Origin of the sequence: Pantoea sp. Ap-967, assembly GCF_011752565.1 — a bacterium.
In the GTDB taxonomy this organism is placed as follows: domain Bacteria; phylum Pseudomonadota; class Gammaproteobacteria; order Pseudomonadales; family Pseudomonadaceae; genus Aquipseudomonas.
On sequence record NZ_VWXK01000005.1, the window covers coordinates 54,737 to 69,666 of the forward strand.

At 65.8% G+C, this 14,930-nt stretch carries 14 protein-coding genes; 3 read left to right on the plus strand and 11 right to left on the minus strand.

All coding sequences use genetic code 11. The annotated features are described in order from the left end of the window. Positions 1 to 9: 9 nt before the first annotated feature. Positions 10 to 1,083: a DUF748 domain-containing protein gene (locus F3J45_RS07230; protein WP_167059511.1), complete on the minus strand. Its 1,074-nt coding sequence runs from the start codon at positions 1,081 to 1,083 to the stop codon at positions 10 to 12. A 135-nt stretch (positions 1,084 to 1,218) separates the two neighbouring features. Between F3J45_RS07230 and cysK the strand changes: the two genes are divergently transcribed. The 3 genes from cysK to F3J45_RS07245 all read left to right on the plus strand — a co-directional run bounded on the left by cysK (position 1,219) and on the right by F3J45_RS07245 (position 4,613). After that, the gene (gene cysK, locus F3J45_RS07235; RefSeq protein WP_167059516.1) at positions 1,219 to 2,193 is read left to right on the plus strand and encodes a cysteine synthase A; all 975 of its coding nucleotides are present in this window, start codon (positions 1,219 to 1,221) and stop codon (positions 2,191 to 2,193) included. A 171-nt stretch (positions 2,194 to 2,364) separates the two neighbouring features. Beyond that, complete coding sequence (locus F3J45_RS07240) at positions 2,365 to 3,300, plus strand: aspartyl/asparaginyl beta-hydroxylase domain-containing protein (RefSeq protein WP_167059520.1); 936 nt, start codon at positions 2,365 to 2,367, stop codon at positions 3,298 to 3,300. Between the two features lie 431 nt (positions 3,301 to 3,731). Continuing rightward, the gene (locus F3J45_RS07245; protein ID WP_167059524.1) at positions 3,732 to 4,613 is read left to right on the plus strand and encodes a DMT family transporter; all 882 of its coding nucleotides are present in this window, start codon (positions 3,732 to 3,734) and stop codon (positions 4,611 to 4,613) included. A 3-nt stretch (positions 4,614 to 4,616) separates the two neighbouring features. Here F3J45_RS07245 and F3J45_RS07250 read toward each other — a convergent pair whose 3' ends face one another. From F3J45_RS07250 to F3J45_RS07295, 10 genes are all read right to left on the minus strand, one after another. Continuing rightward, the gene (locus tag F3J45_RS07250) at positions 4,617 to 5,087 is read right to left on the minus strand and encodes a DUF4265 domain-containing protein (RefSeq protein WP_167059527.1); all 471 of its coding nucleotides are present in this window, start codon (positions 5,085 to 5,087) and stop codon (positions 4,617 to 4,619) included. A gap of 371 nt (positions 5,088 to 5,458) precedes the next feature. Continuing rightward, positions 5,459 to 6,688, minus strand: coding sequence for a hypothetical protein (locus F3J45_RS07255; RefSeq protein WP_167059531.1), 1,230 nt, complete (start codon positions 6,686 to 6,688; stop codon positions 5,459 to 5,461). A 226-nt stretch (positions 6,689 to 6,914) separates the two neighbouring features. Beyond that, on the minus strand, positions 6,915 to 7,874 hold the full coding sequence (locus F3J45_RS07260; RefSeq protein ID WP_167059533.1) for a PDR/VanB family oxidoreductase: 960 nt from the start codon (positions 7,872 to 7,874) through the stop codon (positions 6,915 to 6,917). 8 nt (positions 7,875 to 7,882) lie between these two features. Further along, entirely contained in the window at positions 7,883 to 8,917 is a 1,035-nt protein-coding gene (locus tag F3J45_RS07265; protein WP_167059536.1) for an aromatic ring-hydroxylating dioxygenase subunit alpha, read from the minus strand. Between the two features lie 20 nt (positions 8,918 to 8,937). After that, positions 8,938 to 9,165 (minus strand): recombinase-like helix-turn-helix domain-containing protein, encoded by a 228-nt coding sequence (locus tag F3J45_RS07270; protein WP_167059539.1) that lies wholly within the window; start codon positions 9,163 to 9,165, stop codon positions 8,938 to 8,940. Positions 9,166 to 9,175: 10 nt separating this feature from the next. Further along, positions 9,176 to 10,144, minus strand: coding sequence for a VOC family protein (locus F3J45_RS07275; RefSeq protein WP_167059542.1), 969 nt, complete (start codon positions 10,142 to 10,144; stop codon positions 9,176 to 9,178). Beyond that, positions 10,141 to 11,631: an aldehyde dehydrogenase gene (locus F3J45_RS07280; RefSeq protein ID WP_167059545.1), complete on the minus strand. Its 1,491-nt coding sequence runs from the start codon at positions 11,629 to 11,631 to the stop codon at positions 10,141 to 10,143. The genes F3J45_RS07275 and F3J45_RS07280 overlap by 4 nt, the downstream gene beginning before the upstream one ends. Positions 11,632 to 11,640: 9 nt before the next feature. Further along, positions 11,641 to 12,444, minus strand: a complete 804-nt coding sequence (locus tag F3J45_RS07285; protein ID WP_167059549.1) for an aspartate dehydrogenase — start codon at positions 12,442 to 12,444, stop codon at positions 11,641 to 11,643. A gap of 10 nt (positions 12,445 to 12,454) precedes the next feature. Then, the gene (locus F3J45_RS07290) at positions 12,455 to 14,140 is read right to left on the minus strand and encodes a thiamine pyrophosphate-binding protein (RefSeq protein ID WP_167059552.1); all 1,686 of its coding nucleotides are present in this window, start codon (positions 14,138 to 14,140) and stop codon (positions 12,455 to 12,457) included. Beyond that, the gene (locus F3J45_RS07295) at positions 14,133 to 14,930 is read right to left on the minus strand and encodes an SDR family oxidoreductase (protein WP_167059555.1); all 798 of its coding nucleotides are present in this window, start codon (positions 14,928 to 14,930) and stop codon (positions 14,133 to 14,135) included. Before F3J45_RS07295 ends, F3J45_RS07290 begins: the two co-directional genes overlap by 8 nt.

Sequence of the window (14,930 nt, forward strand, 5' to 3'; positions counted from 1 at the left end):
CACGCCGGATCAGTCGGATTTAGGCGCAGGCTGCTCATACCGTGCATTGAACGCTTGAATGAACCCATTGCGCAGAATCTGCAGGAACGCCTCGAACGCGCTGATGTTCTGCTGGTGCACGCTGCCGCTGAGGTCCACCCGGGTGGCGAACTGGTTTTTCGGCTGGTTTTTCAGCACCGTTTCCCCGGCGCCGACGATGGCCTCCCAGATCGAGCGCAAGATGTTCTTGTTCTTGTTCTCCACATCCTGCTGCCAGTCGAACACATCGACGTCGCGCAACAGCGGCTTGATGTAGCCATGCAGCCGGCCTTCCTCGGCCTGGGCCTCGATTACCAGGTCGCCGTGCCCGGCATTGAAGTCGAACTTGCCGTAGGCGCTGGAGAAGTCGTTGAGCCGGCGCAATTCGATACCAGTGGCGCGCAGGCGGAACTCGAAGTCGTCGAAATCGCTGAACGGGTCGAAGGTGGCGCGGCTTTCGGCCTTGGCGTCGCCCAGCAGCAGCGCCGTGGCTTCGAAGCTCGCATCGCGCCGGCCCTTCTGGTCGCGCACGTTGGTCAGGTTGCGAATGCTGGCCTGTAGCTGCGTGGCCTTGAGGTTCACCGGTGGGTTGGAATTGAAGTTGCGAAAGCTCAACGTGCCGTTGTCGATTCGTACCTCGTTGAGGGTAATGGGCAGCAGTTTTTCCAGCTGCTGGCGCCAGTTGGTGCCGCGGCCGGTCTGCGAGGCCTGCTGGTTGCCGCCGTCGACGAAATTCAGCTCGGGGCGCACGAAGGTTACTTGGGCCACCACGGCCTGGTCGTAGATCAGCGAATGCCAGCTCACCGACAGGTCGATCAGCGGCGCATCGAGCAGCGGCACGGGCACCTTGCCGGTGGTTTTGACGATTTTCAGGCCATTGATCTGGTAGGCGCCGCGCCACCAGGCCAGGTCCACGTCGGCGATCTGGCCGCGGTATTCACCCATGCTGGCGAGCTTGCCGTTCAGGTAGTCGCGCACCAGGTAAGGCAGGGCCAGTTGCAAGGCCACCAGCAAGATGACGAGGCTGCCCAGGGTGATGAGGGGCCAGCGGTAGCGCGCTTTCATGCACAGGCTCTCCGGGGCGGGTTGTAACGGTTGACCGCGGCCGGCCCGGCTGAGTTCGAACGGGCTTTACGCACTTGCGGGGCGGGCTTACCCTTGAAACCTTCCCCTGCTTTTTTTCATGTCAAGGACCCTGCCATGAGCCGTATCTACGCAGACAACGCCCATTCCATCGGCAACACGCCGCTGGTGCAGATCAACCGCATCGCCCCCCGTGGGGTGACCATTCTGGCCAAGATCGAAGGGCGCAACCCAGGCTACTCGGTCAAATGCCGGATTGGCGCGAACATGGTCTGGGACGCCGAAAGCAACGGCCGGCTCAAGCCGGGCATGACCATCGTCGAGCCAACCTCGGGCAACACCGGCATTGGCCTGGCCTTCGTCGCCGCTGCCCGCGGCTACAAGCTGGTGCTGACCATGCCAGCGTCCATGAGCCTGGAGCGGCGCAAGGTGCTCAAGGCCCTTGGCGCCGAACTGGTGCTGACCGAGCCTGCCAAGGGCATGAAGGGCGCGATCGACAAGGCCAATGAAATCGTCGCCTCCGACCCGGCCCAGTATTTCCTCCCTGGCCAGTTCGAAAACCCGGCCAACCCGGCAATCCATGAAAAGACCACTGGCCCGGAAATCTGGAACGACACCGACGGTGCGGTGGACGTGCTGGTGGCGGGCGTGGGCACCGGTGGCACCATCACCGGCGTGTCGCGCTACATCAAGCACACCCAGGGCAAGTCGATCCTCTCGGTGGCGGTGGAGCCTGTGTCGTCGCCGCTGATCAGCCAGACCCTGGCAGGCGAAGAGCTCAAGCCCAGCCCTCACAAGATCCAGGGCATCGGTGCCGGCTTCGTGCCGAAGAACCTCGACCTGTCGATCGTCGACCAGGTCGAAACCGTGACCGACGAAGAGGCCAAGGCCATGGCCATTCGCCTGATGCAGGAGGAAGGCATCCTCTGCGGTATTTCCTGCGGTGCGGCCATGGCCGCTGCGGTACGCCTGGCCGAAAAACCGGAGATGCAAGGTAAGACCATCGTCGTAATCCTCCCCGATTCGGGCGAGCGCTACCTGTCCAGCATGTTGTTCAGCGACCTGTTCAGCGAGCAGGAAAACCAGCAGTAACCGCCTTGCCACTGATCCGGCGCAAGGTTGGCTGGCCGGGTTTATTGCAAAATCTTCATGAGTGAGATCCGGCCCCGGTTGTTTTTACCGGGGCGGGATGGGTTTATGATGGCCGGATGATTTTTCTGGGAGCAGGCGGCGCTGGCCTGTTTTCTTTGCAAGGAGTGTTGCATGACCTTTTCCTTTCTCGCCAAGGCGGGTGTCCTGCTGGTGTTCATCGGCAGCGTGCTGTACGTGCACCTGCGCGGTAAGGCGCGCTTGCCGGTTTTGCGCCAATTCGTCAACCATTCGGCGCTGTTCGCTCCTTATAACAGCCTGATGTACCTGTTTTCCGGCGTGCCGTCCAAGCCGTACCTGGACCGCCAGCGCTTCCCTGAGCTGGACGTGCTCAAGGACAACTGGCAGGTAATCCGCGAGGAGGCCATGCGCCTGTTCGACGAGGGGTACATCCGCGCTGCGGAAAAGGACAACGACGCAGGCTTCGGCTCGTTCTTCAAGAAAGGCTGGAAACGCTTTTACCTGAAGTGGTATGACAAGCCGCTGCCGTCTGCCGAAGCCCTGTGCCCGAAAACCGTCGAGCTGGTCAGCAGCATCCCCAACGTCAAGGGCGCGATGTTCGCGTTGCTGCCCGGTGGCAGCCACCTGAACCCACACCGTGACCCGTTCGCCGGCTCCCTGCGCTACCACCTGGGCCTGTCGACGCCGAACTCCGATGCTTGCCGCATCTACGTCGATGGCGAGGAATACGCCTGGCGTGACGGTGAGGACGTGATGTTCGACGAAACCTACGTGCACTGGGTGAAGAACGAAACCGACGTTACCCGGGTGATCCTGTTCTGCGACATCGAGCGCCCGCTGAGCAGCCCGCTGATGACCCGCATCAACCGCAAGGTCAGTGCCTTCCTCGGCCGCGCCACGGCGCCGCAGAACACCGATGACGAGCGTGTAGGCGGTATCAACCAGGCCTATGCCTGGAGCAAGCGCTTCAGCAACAAGCTCAGCACCCGCATGAAGCAGTTCAAGCGCGCCAACCCCAAGGCCTATCGCATCCTGCGGCCGGTGCTGGCGGTGGTGGTGGCCTACCTGCTGTACCGCTGGCTGTTTTGATCGCAGGTCCGGCCTCTTCGCGGGGCAAGCCCGCTCCTACAGGGATTGTAGGGGCAGGCTTGCCCGCGAAGAGGCCGGAACAGGCTATTGCCCATCTTCAGTTTCACCGCTATATTCCGAAACACTTCTCTTCTCAGAAGAACGATCCGATCATGCCAGCCAGCCCTTCCACCACCTGCTTTGCCCTCGCGCCAGTCGCGGGCACGGTCGTGCGTGGCAGCCAGCAGCCGGCCATGATCAGTCACTACCCACCACCACCTGTCAGTGGCGTCGTAGGCGGCGTAGCTCCGCCTCCTTGCGTGGTCGTGCTGGGCTGATCGGCGTCTGCCGAACCCCTCGCACCCGCAACCTACTGAACACGGTCGGCAGCTTCCCTCGCTGAAGTAAACGCCCGCCGTCTGGCTTTTTCGCCTTCTATCAGGTGGCAATACATGTCTGTCTTCAACAAAGCATCCGTGGCCTCGGCGGCCACCACCAGCCTGTTCGTCCTGCTCTGGAGCAGTGGCGCGATCGTATCCAAACTCGGCCTTGCCCATGCCAGCCCGTTTGCCTTCCTGCTGCTGCGCTCAGTGCTGGCGCTGACCGGCCTGTTGCTGATCGGCCCGTTGCTGGGGCTGCGCTGGCCGCGCAGCCGCGGCGCCATCCTGCGGGCCCTGGGCACCGGCTGCGTGCTGTTGGGCGCCTACCAGATCTTCTACCTGCTGGCGCTCAATACCCATGTCACCCCCGGCGTGATGGCCACGGTGATGGGCGTGCAACCGATCCTTACCGTGGTGCTGATGGAGCGCCAGCGCTCCTGGAGCCGCCTGTTCGGCCTGGGCCTTGGGCTGGGTGGGCTGGTGATGGTGGTGTACCAGGGCATCAACCTGGGCGGGGTGTCGCTGCTGGGCATGCTGTTCGCCCTGCTGGCACTGGCCAGCATGACCTTTGGCTCGATTCTGCAAAAGCGCATCACCGACAACCCCATGGGCACCTTGCCGCTGCAGTACATCGCAGGCTTCGCCATGTGCGCCGTGTTCGCGCCAATGCAACCACTGCAGGTGGAGTGGACCGGCGGCTTCGTCGGTGCGCTTTTGTGGATGGGGCTGGTGGTGTCGTTGCTGGCGACCCTGCTGCTGTACCGGCTGATCGCCAAGGGCAATCTGGTCAATGTCACCAGCCTGTTCTACCTGGTGCCGGCGGTGACTGCAGTGATGGATTTGCTGATCTTCGGTAACCGCCTGGCGCCGCTGAGCCTGCTGGGCATGGGGCTGATCGTGGTCGGCTTGTTGTTCGTGTTCCGCAAGCCGGCGGCGCGGTTGGCCGAGGCCTAAGGCCTAGCGGAACTCTTCGGGGATGGCGTGGCGCAACACGCCTTCCTCGAAGTCCAGGGTGCCAGCTTCGCGCTGGGTCAGCAGGTAGTAGAGCAGGGTGCCCAGTGGCTGCGCCGCTGGCACTTCGACGGCCAGCATGCGCACGGCAGGCTCGGCGTGGCACGGGCAGCCGAATTCTTCGAGTGCGGCGCGTACCGGTTCGACATCGGCGGCGTGCTTTACCCGTACCCGGAACACCGAGGCGCCGCCGCTGCGTTGCAGCGCCTGGAACCAGACCTGTTCGCCGTCCTGGGTGGTGCTGATGAGGTCGCCGGGGGCGATGCCGTAGGCATAGAAGGGCGTGCTGTCGACCCGGTAGCCGCTGGCGGTGCGTTGCGCCCAGAGGCCTTCGACCGAGGCGGGCGGGTAGCCGTTGGCGTCCTGCGCCAGGCGCCAGAGCACAATCTTGTAGTCGCAGGTTTGCTCGGAAGGCATGGCAGCGGGGATCGGGAGGGCTGCGTATCGTAATGGGATTTGGGCCGGGTGTCTGTACCGTTTGGCATTGCGATGCGAGTGAGAGGTGCATGCCTTGGGGGTTTTGGCGCCTGTTGGATCGAGCGCCGCCCGCGCGGCGCTTCGCGAGCTGCGCTCGCTCCTACGTTTGTTTCGGGCCAGTGAGTCCTGGGGGATTGGCGCGCGAACGCCTTGGCGCATGGCGCGATATCGCGTCGTACCAACAAGGCGGTCGCGCGCGCCTGTCACAGGCGTTACTGGCCAAAAACAAACGTAGGAGCGAGCGCAGCTCGCGAAGCGCCGCGCGGGCGGCGCTGGATCTCGACGACCACACCGGCCTATCGGCGTACGCCTCAGAAGTAATAGCCGATATTGATATTGGTGCGGTAATACCAGTCATTGCTCCCCACCGAACCGGTGCTGGTCCACCCCGTACCATTCTCCGCCCCACCAAACGGGTTGGCATTGCGCGCCCAGGTCAGGTCGACCCAGGCCATCACCTGCATCGCCAGGAACTGCACACCCACGGTGAACATCTGCGAATCGTCCCAGCCACGCTTGTCTTTCATCATCCGGCTGTAGTCGCTGTACAGCTTGACCTTCTTCAACTGCCCGAGGCCCGGCGTGTACACGTCGTAACCAACGTTGAGCGCGGCGATGCTCGCCCTGGCGGCGATCAGGTACGCCGGGGTCAGGCCATTGCCGCCCATCAGCACGGCATCGTCGCTGACCCCCGCAGGGTTGCGCGGGTCGTAGGCGTAGCGAATGGCCTGGCCGGTGACCGTCCAGTTACCCCGGTTGACCAGCGCATGCACGCCCGCCGCCCAGTAGCTGCCGTCATCGTGGGTGGTGGCGTTGTACAACTCAGCGCTGGCCAGCGAGGCACCCAGCTCGGTCTTCCAGCCCTCGCCTGTGAAGGTACGGGCGACCCGGGCGTTGAGCTGGTTGCGCTTTTCGTTGTCCTGGCGCGATTGGGTGACGGCCACCGCGTTGTCGTCCAGGTCGCTGAAACGGCCGACTTCCGGCGAGTAGCGGATGCCGGAGGGCAGCATGCGCGGGAAATAGCCCAGTTGCAGGTCCCAGTCGCGGTCCTTGTAGCTGTACTTGAGGCCCGAGCCCGCGCTCACGCCATAGCCCATGAAGAACGGGATGTGGTAGCTCCAGCCGAACTGTGGGTACGGCTCAAGGCCGAACGGCTTGAGCGGGGCGCCCAGTTGCAGGCTGGACTGCTCGTCGATGCGGTAGCCGACGAAACCACGGTCGATGGCGCGCTTGCCGTCGTCCTGGAACCAGTAGCCAGCGTCGGCGAACAGTTGGCGGTGGCGGGCCTGGATGTCGAGGCGAAAGGTGTCGAAGAGCAAGCGGCCGTTGTTCTCGGTGGTGTCCCAATGCTCGTCGCGGTAGTTGATGCGCAGGGCGCCGCCGACGTCCAGGCTGCTCTGGCCGTCGTCGCTGCGCCAGGCGATGTGGGGGAAGGGCTTGCGGGGGCTGGGCGGCTGGTCGGGGGCCGCCGGGCCGGGCTCTGAGGCCAGGGTGGTGCAAGTGCAAACGAGCAGACCGAGGGTGATCAGGTACTGGTTCATGTTGTGCCCTGCAAGGTTGGGGCAGTTTTCGCGGGCAGCAGCGGGCCGTCACCCCTTTGCCGGGGTGTTTTTGGGGATAGCTGGCTGAGCGCGGAAACTGGGGGTGGTTTTATTGTTTTTTTGTGTTGCCTGGGGCGGCCTCTTCGCGGGGCAAGCCCGCTCCTACAAGGATCGTATGTGCTTTGTAGGAGCGGGCTTGCCCCGCGAAAGGGCCCTCACAGGCCACTCAGAGGTCGAGCACCAGGCGCCGGCTCTTGCAGCCCGATACGCACACCATCATCGAACCATTGGCCGCACGTTCAGCCTTGGTCAGCACGCCGTCGCGGTGGTCGATGTCGCCTTCCAGCACCCGCGTCTCGCACGAGCCGCACACGCCTTCGCGGCAGCTGTGGTCGATGTCGCAGCCCGCTTCCAGCAACACGTCCAGCAGGTTCAGCCCAGGCTCCACCTGCAACGTCTTGCCGCTTTTGCTCAGCTCGACGCTATAGCTGTCCAGGGCGTCTTCGGCGGCGGCCACTTCCACGGCGGTGAACCGCTCGATATGCGCATGGGCGTAGCCCAACTGCTCGCACACCGCCTCGAAGGCATCGAGCATGGGGGTTGGCCCGCAGCAGTAGAAATGCGTGTCCGCAGACCGCCCCGCCAGGTAATGCGAAAGGTCCGGCAGTGTGCCTTTCTCGTCGTTGAAGTGGTACACCACCTTGGCCCCCAGCTCCGCCAGCGGCTCCAGCAGCGCCGCCTCGCGCCGCGAGCGGGCGCAGTAGATCAGCTCGGCGCTGCGCCCCAGGGCCAGCAACTGGCGGAACATGCAGTAGATCGGCGTGATGCCGATTCCGCCGGCCACCAGCACGCTGTGGCTGGCGCGGGTGTCGAGGGCGAAGTTGTTGCGTGGCGGGGAAATGCTCAGCTGCGTGCCCACCCGCAACTGCTCGTGCACATAGCGCGAACCGCCGCGGCTGGCGCGGTCGCGCAGAATGCCGACCACGTAGCGGCCCTGGTCGCTTGGCGAATTGAGCAGCGAGTAGCTGCGCACCAGGCCGTTGGGCAGGTGCAAGTCGATGTGCGCGCCGGCTTCGAACGGCGCGAACACCGTGTCGCCCCAAGGGCGCAGTTCGACGCTGATGATGCCGTCGGCTTCATGGCGCAGGGTATGCACCAGCGCGCTGACTGTGGATGCGTTGGACATCGCTCACCTCACGGCAGTTGTTTGGCTTCGATCAGGGCCAGCTGTTCCTTGGCCTTGCCTTTGAGGTAGCGGCGCAGGCGCACCACGCCGAGGTCGTGCTGGTACAGGTTCTCGCGCTGGTTGGCGTCCGGTTCCATGAACTCCAGCAGCACCCGGTCCTGCTCCAGCACCGCCCAGTGGCGCGCCTCCAGGCGGTTCTTGTAGAGGAAGCGCCAGGTGTCGCGCTGCCAGCCGGTCAGTGGCCGTGCACGCCAGTGGAACACCGCCGCCAGGGCGCGGCTGCTTGGGGTGTAGCTGCCGATGATGGTGAAGTTGCCGCCTGGCCCGCCGGTTTTCGGGTAGGGGATTTCCAGGCGCAGCCAGTGGCAGCCGTTGTCGAGAAATTCGGTCCAGTCGAAGTTGACCCCGCGCTGGCCTTCCTTCTCGAAGAAAAAGCCCTGTTCGGTGTCTCGGGTGACGAACTTGGCGGTGGCCTCGCCCTCGCTCATCGAGTGCGACATCTTGTGCAGGTAGGTGCCGTGCATCGGGTCCATGACGTTGTCGAGCACGTAGCGGTAGTCGCCCTTCCACTCGGTGTAGCACAGGAAGCTGCTCCACTCTGGCGAGGTCAGCTGCTCGGGCAGTACCAGCTCCGGTGGCGTGTCCAGGTGCGCGTCGCTGGCGTTGAACAGGAAGATTGCCCCAGCCGCCTCGCGGGTATGGAACATCCGCGTGGGGCGGCTGCCTTCAAGCTTGCAACCTGGGCTGCCGGGCACCTTGGTGACGGTGCCGTCGCAGCGCACTTCCACGCCGTGGTACGGGCACTGCAGGCGGTCGCCCAGCACCGGCCCCTGGGACAACGGCGCGCCGCGGTGCGGGCAGTGGTCTTCAAGGGCATGGACGCGGCCATCGTTGTCGCGCCACAGGGCGATCTTGTAGCCCAGGCGGCGGATCGACAGCGGCCGGTCGGTGAGCAGTTCCGACGGCAATACCGGGAACCACAGGTCTTTCAGGCCATTGGCCAGGTGTTGCTCAACAGGGTCGACGGTGACATGCATGTTCATCTTGTTCTACCTCCAGCGGGTCATTCGCCCAGCCGTGCCATCAGGGTTTGGAATGCGTCTTCGGTCCACTCGCCGCTGGTCAGCGGGCAGGGCGGGCCGGCCAGGTTGAGGTGGGCGAGCAGTTCACCCAGCTGGCTTACGCCATTGCCGTAGGCACGCTCGATCGAGTCGCCGAGCAGGTCCTCGAAGGGCGTGTTGGGGCGTTTGCGCGCCTGGTGGGGTTGCAGGTAGACCTCGGTGCTGCTCATGGTTTGGCCCTCAATTGTTGTTCGGTTTGTCGGTGAGGAATTTGCCTTGTGGCGCCTCGGCGTGTTGCTGGCGCCGGGTATTGCCGTCGATGCCGCCGGCAATCGCCCATTCGGCGAACACTGTTGGCCCGGGTTCGAATTCGCGCGGTTGCCAGTCGCCGGTCAGTTGGTCTTCGTCGGCGTAGTACTCCACCAGCGCGCCGGCCGGGTTCTTGAAATACCAGAAGAACGCCGACGACACCGGGTGGCGGCCTGGGCCGATCTCGGTGGCCCAGCCGCAGCGCGAGATGTGCATGCCGCCGCCGAATACTTCATGCAGGTCACGCACGGTAAAGGCCACGTGGTTGAGCCCGGCGCGCGGGGCCGGCAGTTGCAGCATGAACAGGTCGTGGTGGCCGCCTTCCTCGGCGGTGCGCAGGAAGGCGCCGCGGTTGGGGTAGCGGTCCGAGGCCTGGAAGCCGAAGCGCTCGTGGTAGAAGGCTTCGCAGGCGTTGACGTCGGTGACGAAGAACACCACGTGGCCCACTTCGATAGGCGTGGCGCGCGCGTACACCGGTGCTGGCTTGTTGATCCGGCCCTTGGTCTGCCAGGTGTTGTGGCCGCTGCATTCGAGCTCCAGCGGCCGCTTGCGGGTAACCTGCAGGCGAATCGCCAGGCCATTGGGGTCGGTGCAGCCGATGCGGCCATTGCCTTCGACGAAGCCTGGGTCGTTGGCGATGCGCTGGCTGTACAGCGCAAGGTCGGCCTGGCTTTCCACGCCCCACACCACTTCGCGCACGGTCGAGCCGGCCTCGATGGCCGGGGGCAGGCCGGGTTTGTCGATGGCCGCGAGGATCACGCGGCAGCCGTTGAGGGTTTCGAAGACGATTTCATCCTCGGCGGCGCTGACCTGGGTCAGCCCCCAGTCGCTGAAGAAGCGTGCGCAGGTGGCCAGGTCCTCCACGCCGTAGGTGACTTCGTCGATGCCCAGTACGCTCATTGCCCTGCCTCCACGCCGGCCCAGGCCAGCGGCTGTTCGTTCATGCCCCAGTAGAGGCTTTTCTGTTCCATGTACTGCAGGATGCCCAGGCGGCCCTTTTCCCGGCCCAGGCCGCTGTCGCGCCAGCCGCCGAACGGGGTGGAAATGGAAAACTGCTTGTAGGTGTTGATCCACACCGTGCCGGCCTGCAGCTTGCGGCCCAGGGCCCAGGCGCGCTTGTAGTCGCGGCTCCAGATACCTGCGGCCAGGGCGTAGAGGCTGTCGTTGGCCTGCTCCACCAGCTCGGCTTCGCTGTCGAACGGCATGGCCACCAGCACCGGGCCGAAGATTTCTTCCTGGCACACCTGCTGCTGGTTGCCCAGGCCTTCGAGGATGGTTGGTGGGTAGAAGTAACCCTGGTCGAACAGCCCGCCACTCGGGCGCTGGCCGCCCAGGCGCAGGCGCCCGCCGGCGGCCAGGCCCAGGGCCACGTAGCGCTCCACCGACTCCCGGTGGGCGGCGCTGATCAGCGGGCCCATCTGCGTGCGTTCGTCGGCCGGGTCGCCCAGGCGCAGTTGCGCGGCGGCGGCGGTGAGGCGGGCCATGAACGGTTCGTACAGCTTGCGTGCGACGAACAGCCGGGAGCCGGCGATGCAGGCCTCGCCGGAGGAGCTGAAGATGCCGTACAGCACCCCGGCCACGGCGTGGTCGAGGTCGGCGTCTTCAAGCACGATGGTCGGCGACTTGCCGCCCAGTTCCAGCGATACCGGCATCATCTTGTCGGCGGCGATATGGGCGATGTGCTTGCCGGTGCCGGTGCCGCCGGTGAACGACACGCGCTTGACCAGCGGGTGGCGGGTCAGGGCATCACCCAGCAGCGAGCCCTTGCCCGGCAGCACGCTGACCAGCCCCTTGGGCAGGCCGGCGTCGTCGCAAATGCGCGCCAGTTGCAGGGCCAGCAGCGGGGTGATTTCCGCCGGCTTGATCACCACGGCATTGCCGGCGGCCAGGGCGGGGGCAACCTTCTGCGCTTCGCTGGCAATCGGTGAATTCCACGGGGTGATGGCCGCCACCACGCCCATTGGCTCATACAGGCTCATGCTGACGAAATCACCGCGCGACGGGGTGATGGTTTCTTCCAGGGTTTCGCAGGCGGCGGCGAAGAACTGGAAAGTGCCGGCGGCGCTGGCTACCAGGGCGCGGGTTTCGTTGATCGGCTTGCCGTTGTCCTGGCGTTGCAGTTGCGCCAGCTCCTCGGCGCGTTCGCGAATCAGCCCGGCAATGCGGTACAGCACGGCAGCGCGCTCGTGGGGTTTACGCTGCGCCCAGCCGCTGTGCAGGAAGGCCTGGTGCGCGCCCTGCACGGCGGCCTCGACGTCATCGAGGCTGGCGGCGTTGAGCCAGGCCACCGGCTCGCCCGTGGCCGGGTAGCAGGTGGCGTAGCGTGCGCCGCCGCCCAGGCGCCAGGTGCCGGCGATGCACAGGGGTAAAGTCTGTTCCAAGGTCATGGCGTTCCCCTAGATGGAAATGGCATGGGCATGGTTGCCCAGGGCGCGGACCACGCTGTAGACGGTCAGTGCCGAGGTTTTCGGGTTGGCCTGCAGGGGCTTGCCGTGCAGGCTCATTTCAAAGCCGCCGAAGGTGCCGCGGGCCTTGACCTGGTGCACGTTCTCGTCACCGTGCGGGTCGGCCACCAGGGTTACCCAGGTGCGCTCCAGGCCAACCCCTGCCAGCGACAGGGTGGCGGCGACGTTGGCATTCTTCGGGTACAGCCGGGCGGCTTCGCGGGCGCTGCCCTGGAAAATCACCGTGGCTTCGCGCAGGGTGTCGAGGCTGCACACCTGCTCGGCCGGGGTGCCCTTCCAGGCACGGGCCGGCTTGCGCCCGGTGTACTCCACGGTGTCCAGGCCGCCGACCTTGGCCGCCGACAGCGCATCGATGCCGCCGATGGCGCCGGGCAGCAGTTCGATGCGCGTGTTGCCGTGCGCCGCTGCCGCTTCCAGGCGCTCGACCAGCCCCGGTTGCGACAGCGCACCCACCGACACCACCAAACACGGGATGCCGCGCGCCAGCGCTGGCAGCACGTGCTCTTCGATGGCGCGGTGGCCGGCGCATTCAAGCAGCAGGTCGGGGCGCGCATCGGCCGGCAGCGCGGTGAGCACCTGCGGTGGTCGGCGCAGGCGCGCCAGGCGCTCGGCCACCAGCGCTTCGGAGCCGGGCGAGGCAATGACCGCGTCCACCTGCAACTGGCGGTCGTGCTCCAGTAGCTCCAGCACAGCCACGCCAATGGCGCCACAGCCGATCATGGTGATATGCAGCATGGGCAAGTCCTCAGGCGGCGGTGGCTTTCTGCGAGCGGGTTTCGCTGTTGGGCGGGCCTGCGAAACGGGTGGCGAAGGGGCCGACGCTGAGCATGTCGACTTCCAGCAGGAACGGCCCGTCGCTGCCCAGTGCGCCTTCGAGCACCGTGCCGAAGTCCTTGAGGTCGCGCACCAGGCCATGCTTGAGGCCCAGGGCGTCGGCGAGCTTGGCGTAGTCCGGCGTGTGCAGCTCGACGTAGGCGTGGCGGGCGCCGTAGATGGCGTCCTGGATATTGCGGATGACCCCGTAGCGCTGGTCGTTCATCAGCAGGATCACCACATTGGCTTTTTCCTGCACCAGGGTCGCCAGTTCACCCAGGTTGAGGATGAAACCGCCGTCACCGGCCAGGGCGAACACCTTGCGCCCCGGGGCCGTTTCGGCGGCGGCGATGGCAGCGCCGATGCCCATGGCCAGGCCCTGGCCGATGCCGCCGCCCAAGGCGTGCACGCCGGCTTGCGGGTGGTACAGGTTGAGCAGGCGGTTGCCCCAGATGCTGTTGGACAGGGTCACGTCGCGCACCCAGGTAAAGTTGCGCCCGGTCTGCGCCTGCAGTTGCTCGACCATGGCCGAATACGGGCCGAGGTCGGCCACCAGCTGTTTGCGAGACTCGGCGCGCACGGCCTTGAGCTCGCCGATGAACGCCGGGTCGATGTTCAGCCGCCCTTGCAGGCGGTCGGCCAGGCCTTCCAGGGCCAGCGCGGCATCGCCGCAGATGAACAGGTCGCTGGGGTAGCTGCGGCCTTCGCTGGCCGGGTTGGCGTCGATGCGCAGGGTGGTGCGTGGCAGCTTCAGGGCGTACTTGAAGGTTTCGTTGCTGCGCAGCCGGGAGCCGGCCACCACCAGCGCGTCGCAGGTCTGCATGAAGCCTTCGACCAGCTTGTTCTGCGAGAAGGCGCCCAGGCAGCGCTCGTCGTCCTCGTTGACCACGCCGCGGCCCTGGGTCGAGGTGATCACGCCCACGCCCATGTCCAGCAGGCGCTTGACCTGCGCACCGGCGTGGCGGGCACCGCCGCCAAGCCAGAGCAGCGGGCGGGTGGCGCTGGCCAGGCGCTCGGCCACCAGGTCCAGCGCCTCGGGGGCCGGGGCGGCGACCGGCACTGGCAGCGGCGACAGGTCGCCGGGCATGGGGATCAGCGCCGACTGGATGTCGATGGGGATTTCCACGCTGACCGGGCCGGTGGGCGCGGTCAGGGCGGTTTGCACGGCAAGCTTGAGGGTGCTCAGCGCGGTTTCCACGCTGCGCACGCGAAACGCCGCCTTGGACACCGCCTTGAGCATGGTCAGCTGGTCACGGGCCTCGTGGATGTAGGCCAGCTCCTGGTCGAGGTAGGGCGTTTCGATCTGCCCGGTGATGTGCAGCAGCGGGGTGCCGGCGGTCAGTGCCTCGACCATCGCCCCGGCGGCGTTGCCGGCTGCGGTGCCGGTGGAGGTCAGGCACACGCCCAGGCCGCCGACGCTGCGGGCGTAGGCATCGGCCATGTTGGTGGCGCCGGCTTCGCCACGGGCCATGATGAAGCGAATGTTGCCGCGCACGGCGAAGGCGTCGAGGATCGGCATGTTGTGGATCGAGATCACGCCGAACGCGGCCTTGACCTCGCACTGTTCGAGAAACGCGGTGATCACGGCACCGACGGTGACGGTGTTTTCGTTACGCATGGCGGGACAAGCCTCCAGAAACATCGATATGACTGCCAGTGGTGTAGGACGACAGCGGTGAGGCCAGGAACAGGATGGCCTGGGCGGCCTCCTTGGGCAGCCCCAGGCGGCCCAGGGGAATCTGTTTGCGGCGGGCCAGGTGGGCGGTCCACTGCGCCCAGTCCAGGGCACGCTCCTCGCGCGCCTCGAAGCGCCGGCGCCACTGGCCGGACTCCACCAGGCCAATGAGGATGCCGTTGACCCGAATGCCCTGTTCGGCGAACTCGAAGGCCATTGAGCGCACCAGGTTCTTCAGCCCGGCACGGGCCGCCGAGGTGGCGACCATGTGCGGCTCGGGCTGGCTGGCCAGCAGTGAGTTGACACAGACGATCGACGCACCAGGCTGGCCTTTCAGCTGAGGGATGAAGGCGCGCACCGGGTGGATCACCGAGAAGAACTTCAGTTGCAGCTCTTCGGCCCAGGCAGCGTCGCTGGTATCGGCAAAGGTCGACACGCGGCCTTGCCCGGCGTTGTTGACCAGTACCTGCGCCGGCCCCAGCGCGGCCTGGCTGGCGGCGGCGAAGGCCTGCACGGCGTTGGCATCGAGCACGTCGCACACCTGGGCCAGCAACTGGGCCTGGGGGAAGCGCTGGCGCAGGTGGGTTTCAGCGCTGCGCAGACGGTCTTCGTTGCGGCCACAGAAGGCCACGCGGGCACCGGCTTCGAGCAGCAGCTCGACGCAGGCCAGGCCAATGCCGGACGAGCCGCCGGTGACGATGGCAGTGCTGTCGTGGAGTTGGTAGAGGTTCAT

Excerpts from the sequence above, each read along its gene's own strand:
- F3J45_RS07285 (WP_167059549.1), bottom strand. The coding sequence starts at position 12,444 with ATGCTGCATATCACCATGATCGGCTGTGGCGCCATTGGCGTGGCTGTG.
- F3J45_RS07280 (WP_167059545.1), bottom strand. The coding sequence starts at position 11,631 with ATGACCTTGGAACAGACTTTACCCCTGTGCATCGCCGGCACCTGGCGC.
- F3J45_RS07260 (WP_167059533.1), bottom strand. The coding sequence starts at position 7,874 with ATGTCCAACGCATCCACAGTCAGCGCGCTGGTGCATACCCTGCGCCAT.
- F3J45_RS07230 (WP_167059511.1), bottom strand. The coding sequence starts at position 1,083 with ATGAAAGCGCGCTACCGCTGGCCCCTCATCACCCTGGGCAGCCTCGTC.
- F3J45_RS07255 (WP_167059531.1), bottom strand. The coding sequence starts at position 6,688 with ATGAACCAGTACCTGATCACCCTCGGTCTGCTCGTTTGCACTTGCACC.
- F3J45_RS07270 (WP_167059539.1), bottom strand. The coding sequence starts at position 9,165 with ATGAGCAGCACCGAGGTCTACCTGCAACCCCACCAGGCGCGCAAACGC.
- F3J45_RS07265 (WP_167059536.1), bottom strand. The coding sequence starts at position 8,917 with ATGAACATGCATGTCACCGTCGACCCTGTTGAGCAACACCTGGCCAAT.
- F3J45_RS07240 (WP_167059520.1), top strand. The coding sequence starts at position 2,365 with ATGACCTTTTCCTTTCTCGCCAAGGCGGGTGTCCTGCTGGTGTTCATC.
- F3J45_RS07245 (WP_167059524.1), top strand. The coding sequence starts at position 3,732 with ATGTCTGTCTTCAACAAAGCATCCGTGGCCTCGGCGGCCACCACCAGC.
- cysK (WP_167059516.1), top strand. The coding sequence starts at position 1,219 with ATGAGCCGTATCTACGCAGACAACGCCCATTCCATCGGCAACACGCCG.
- F3J45_RS07290 (WP_167059552.1), bottom strand. The coding sequence starts at position 14,140 with ATGCGTAACGAAAACACCGTCACCGTCGGTGCCGTGATCACCGCGTTT.
- F3J45_RS07295 (WP_167059555.1), bottom strand. The coding sequence starts at position 14,930 with ATGAACCTCTACCAACTCCACGACAGCACTGCCATCGTCACCGGCGGC.
- F3J45_RS07275 (WP_167059542.1), bottom strand. The coding sequence starts at position 10,144 with ATGAGCGTACTGGGCATCGACGAAGTCACCTACGGCGTGGAGGACCTG.
- F3J45_RS07250 (WP_167059527.1), bottom strand. The coding sequence starts at position 5,087 with ATGCCTTCCGAGCAAACCTGCGACTACAAGATTGTGCTCTGGCGCCTG.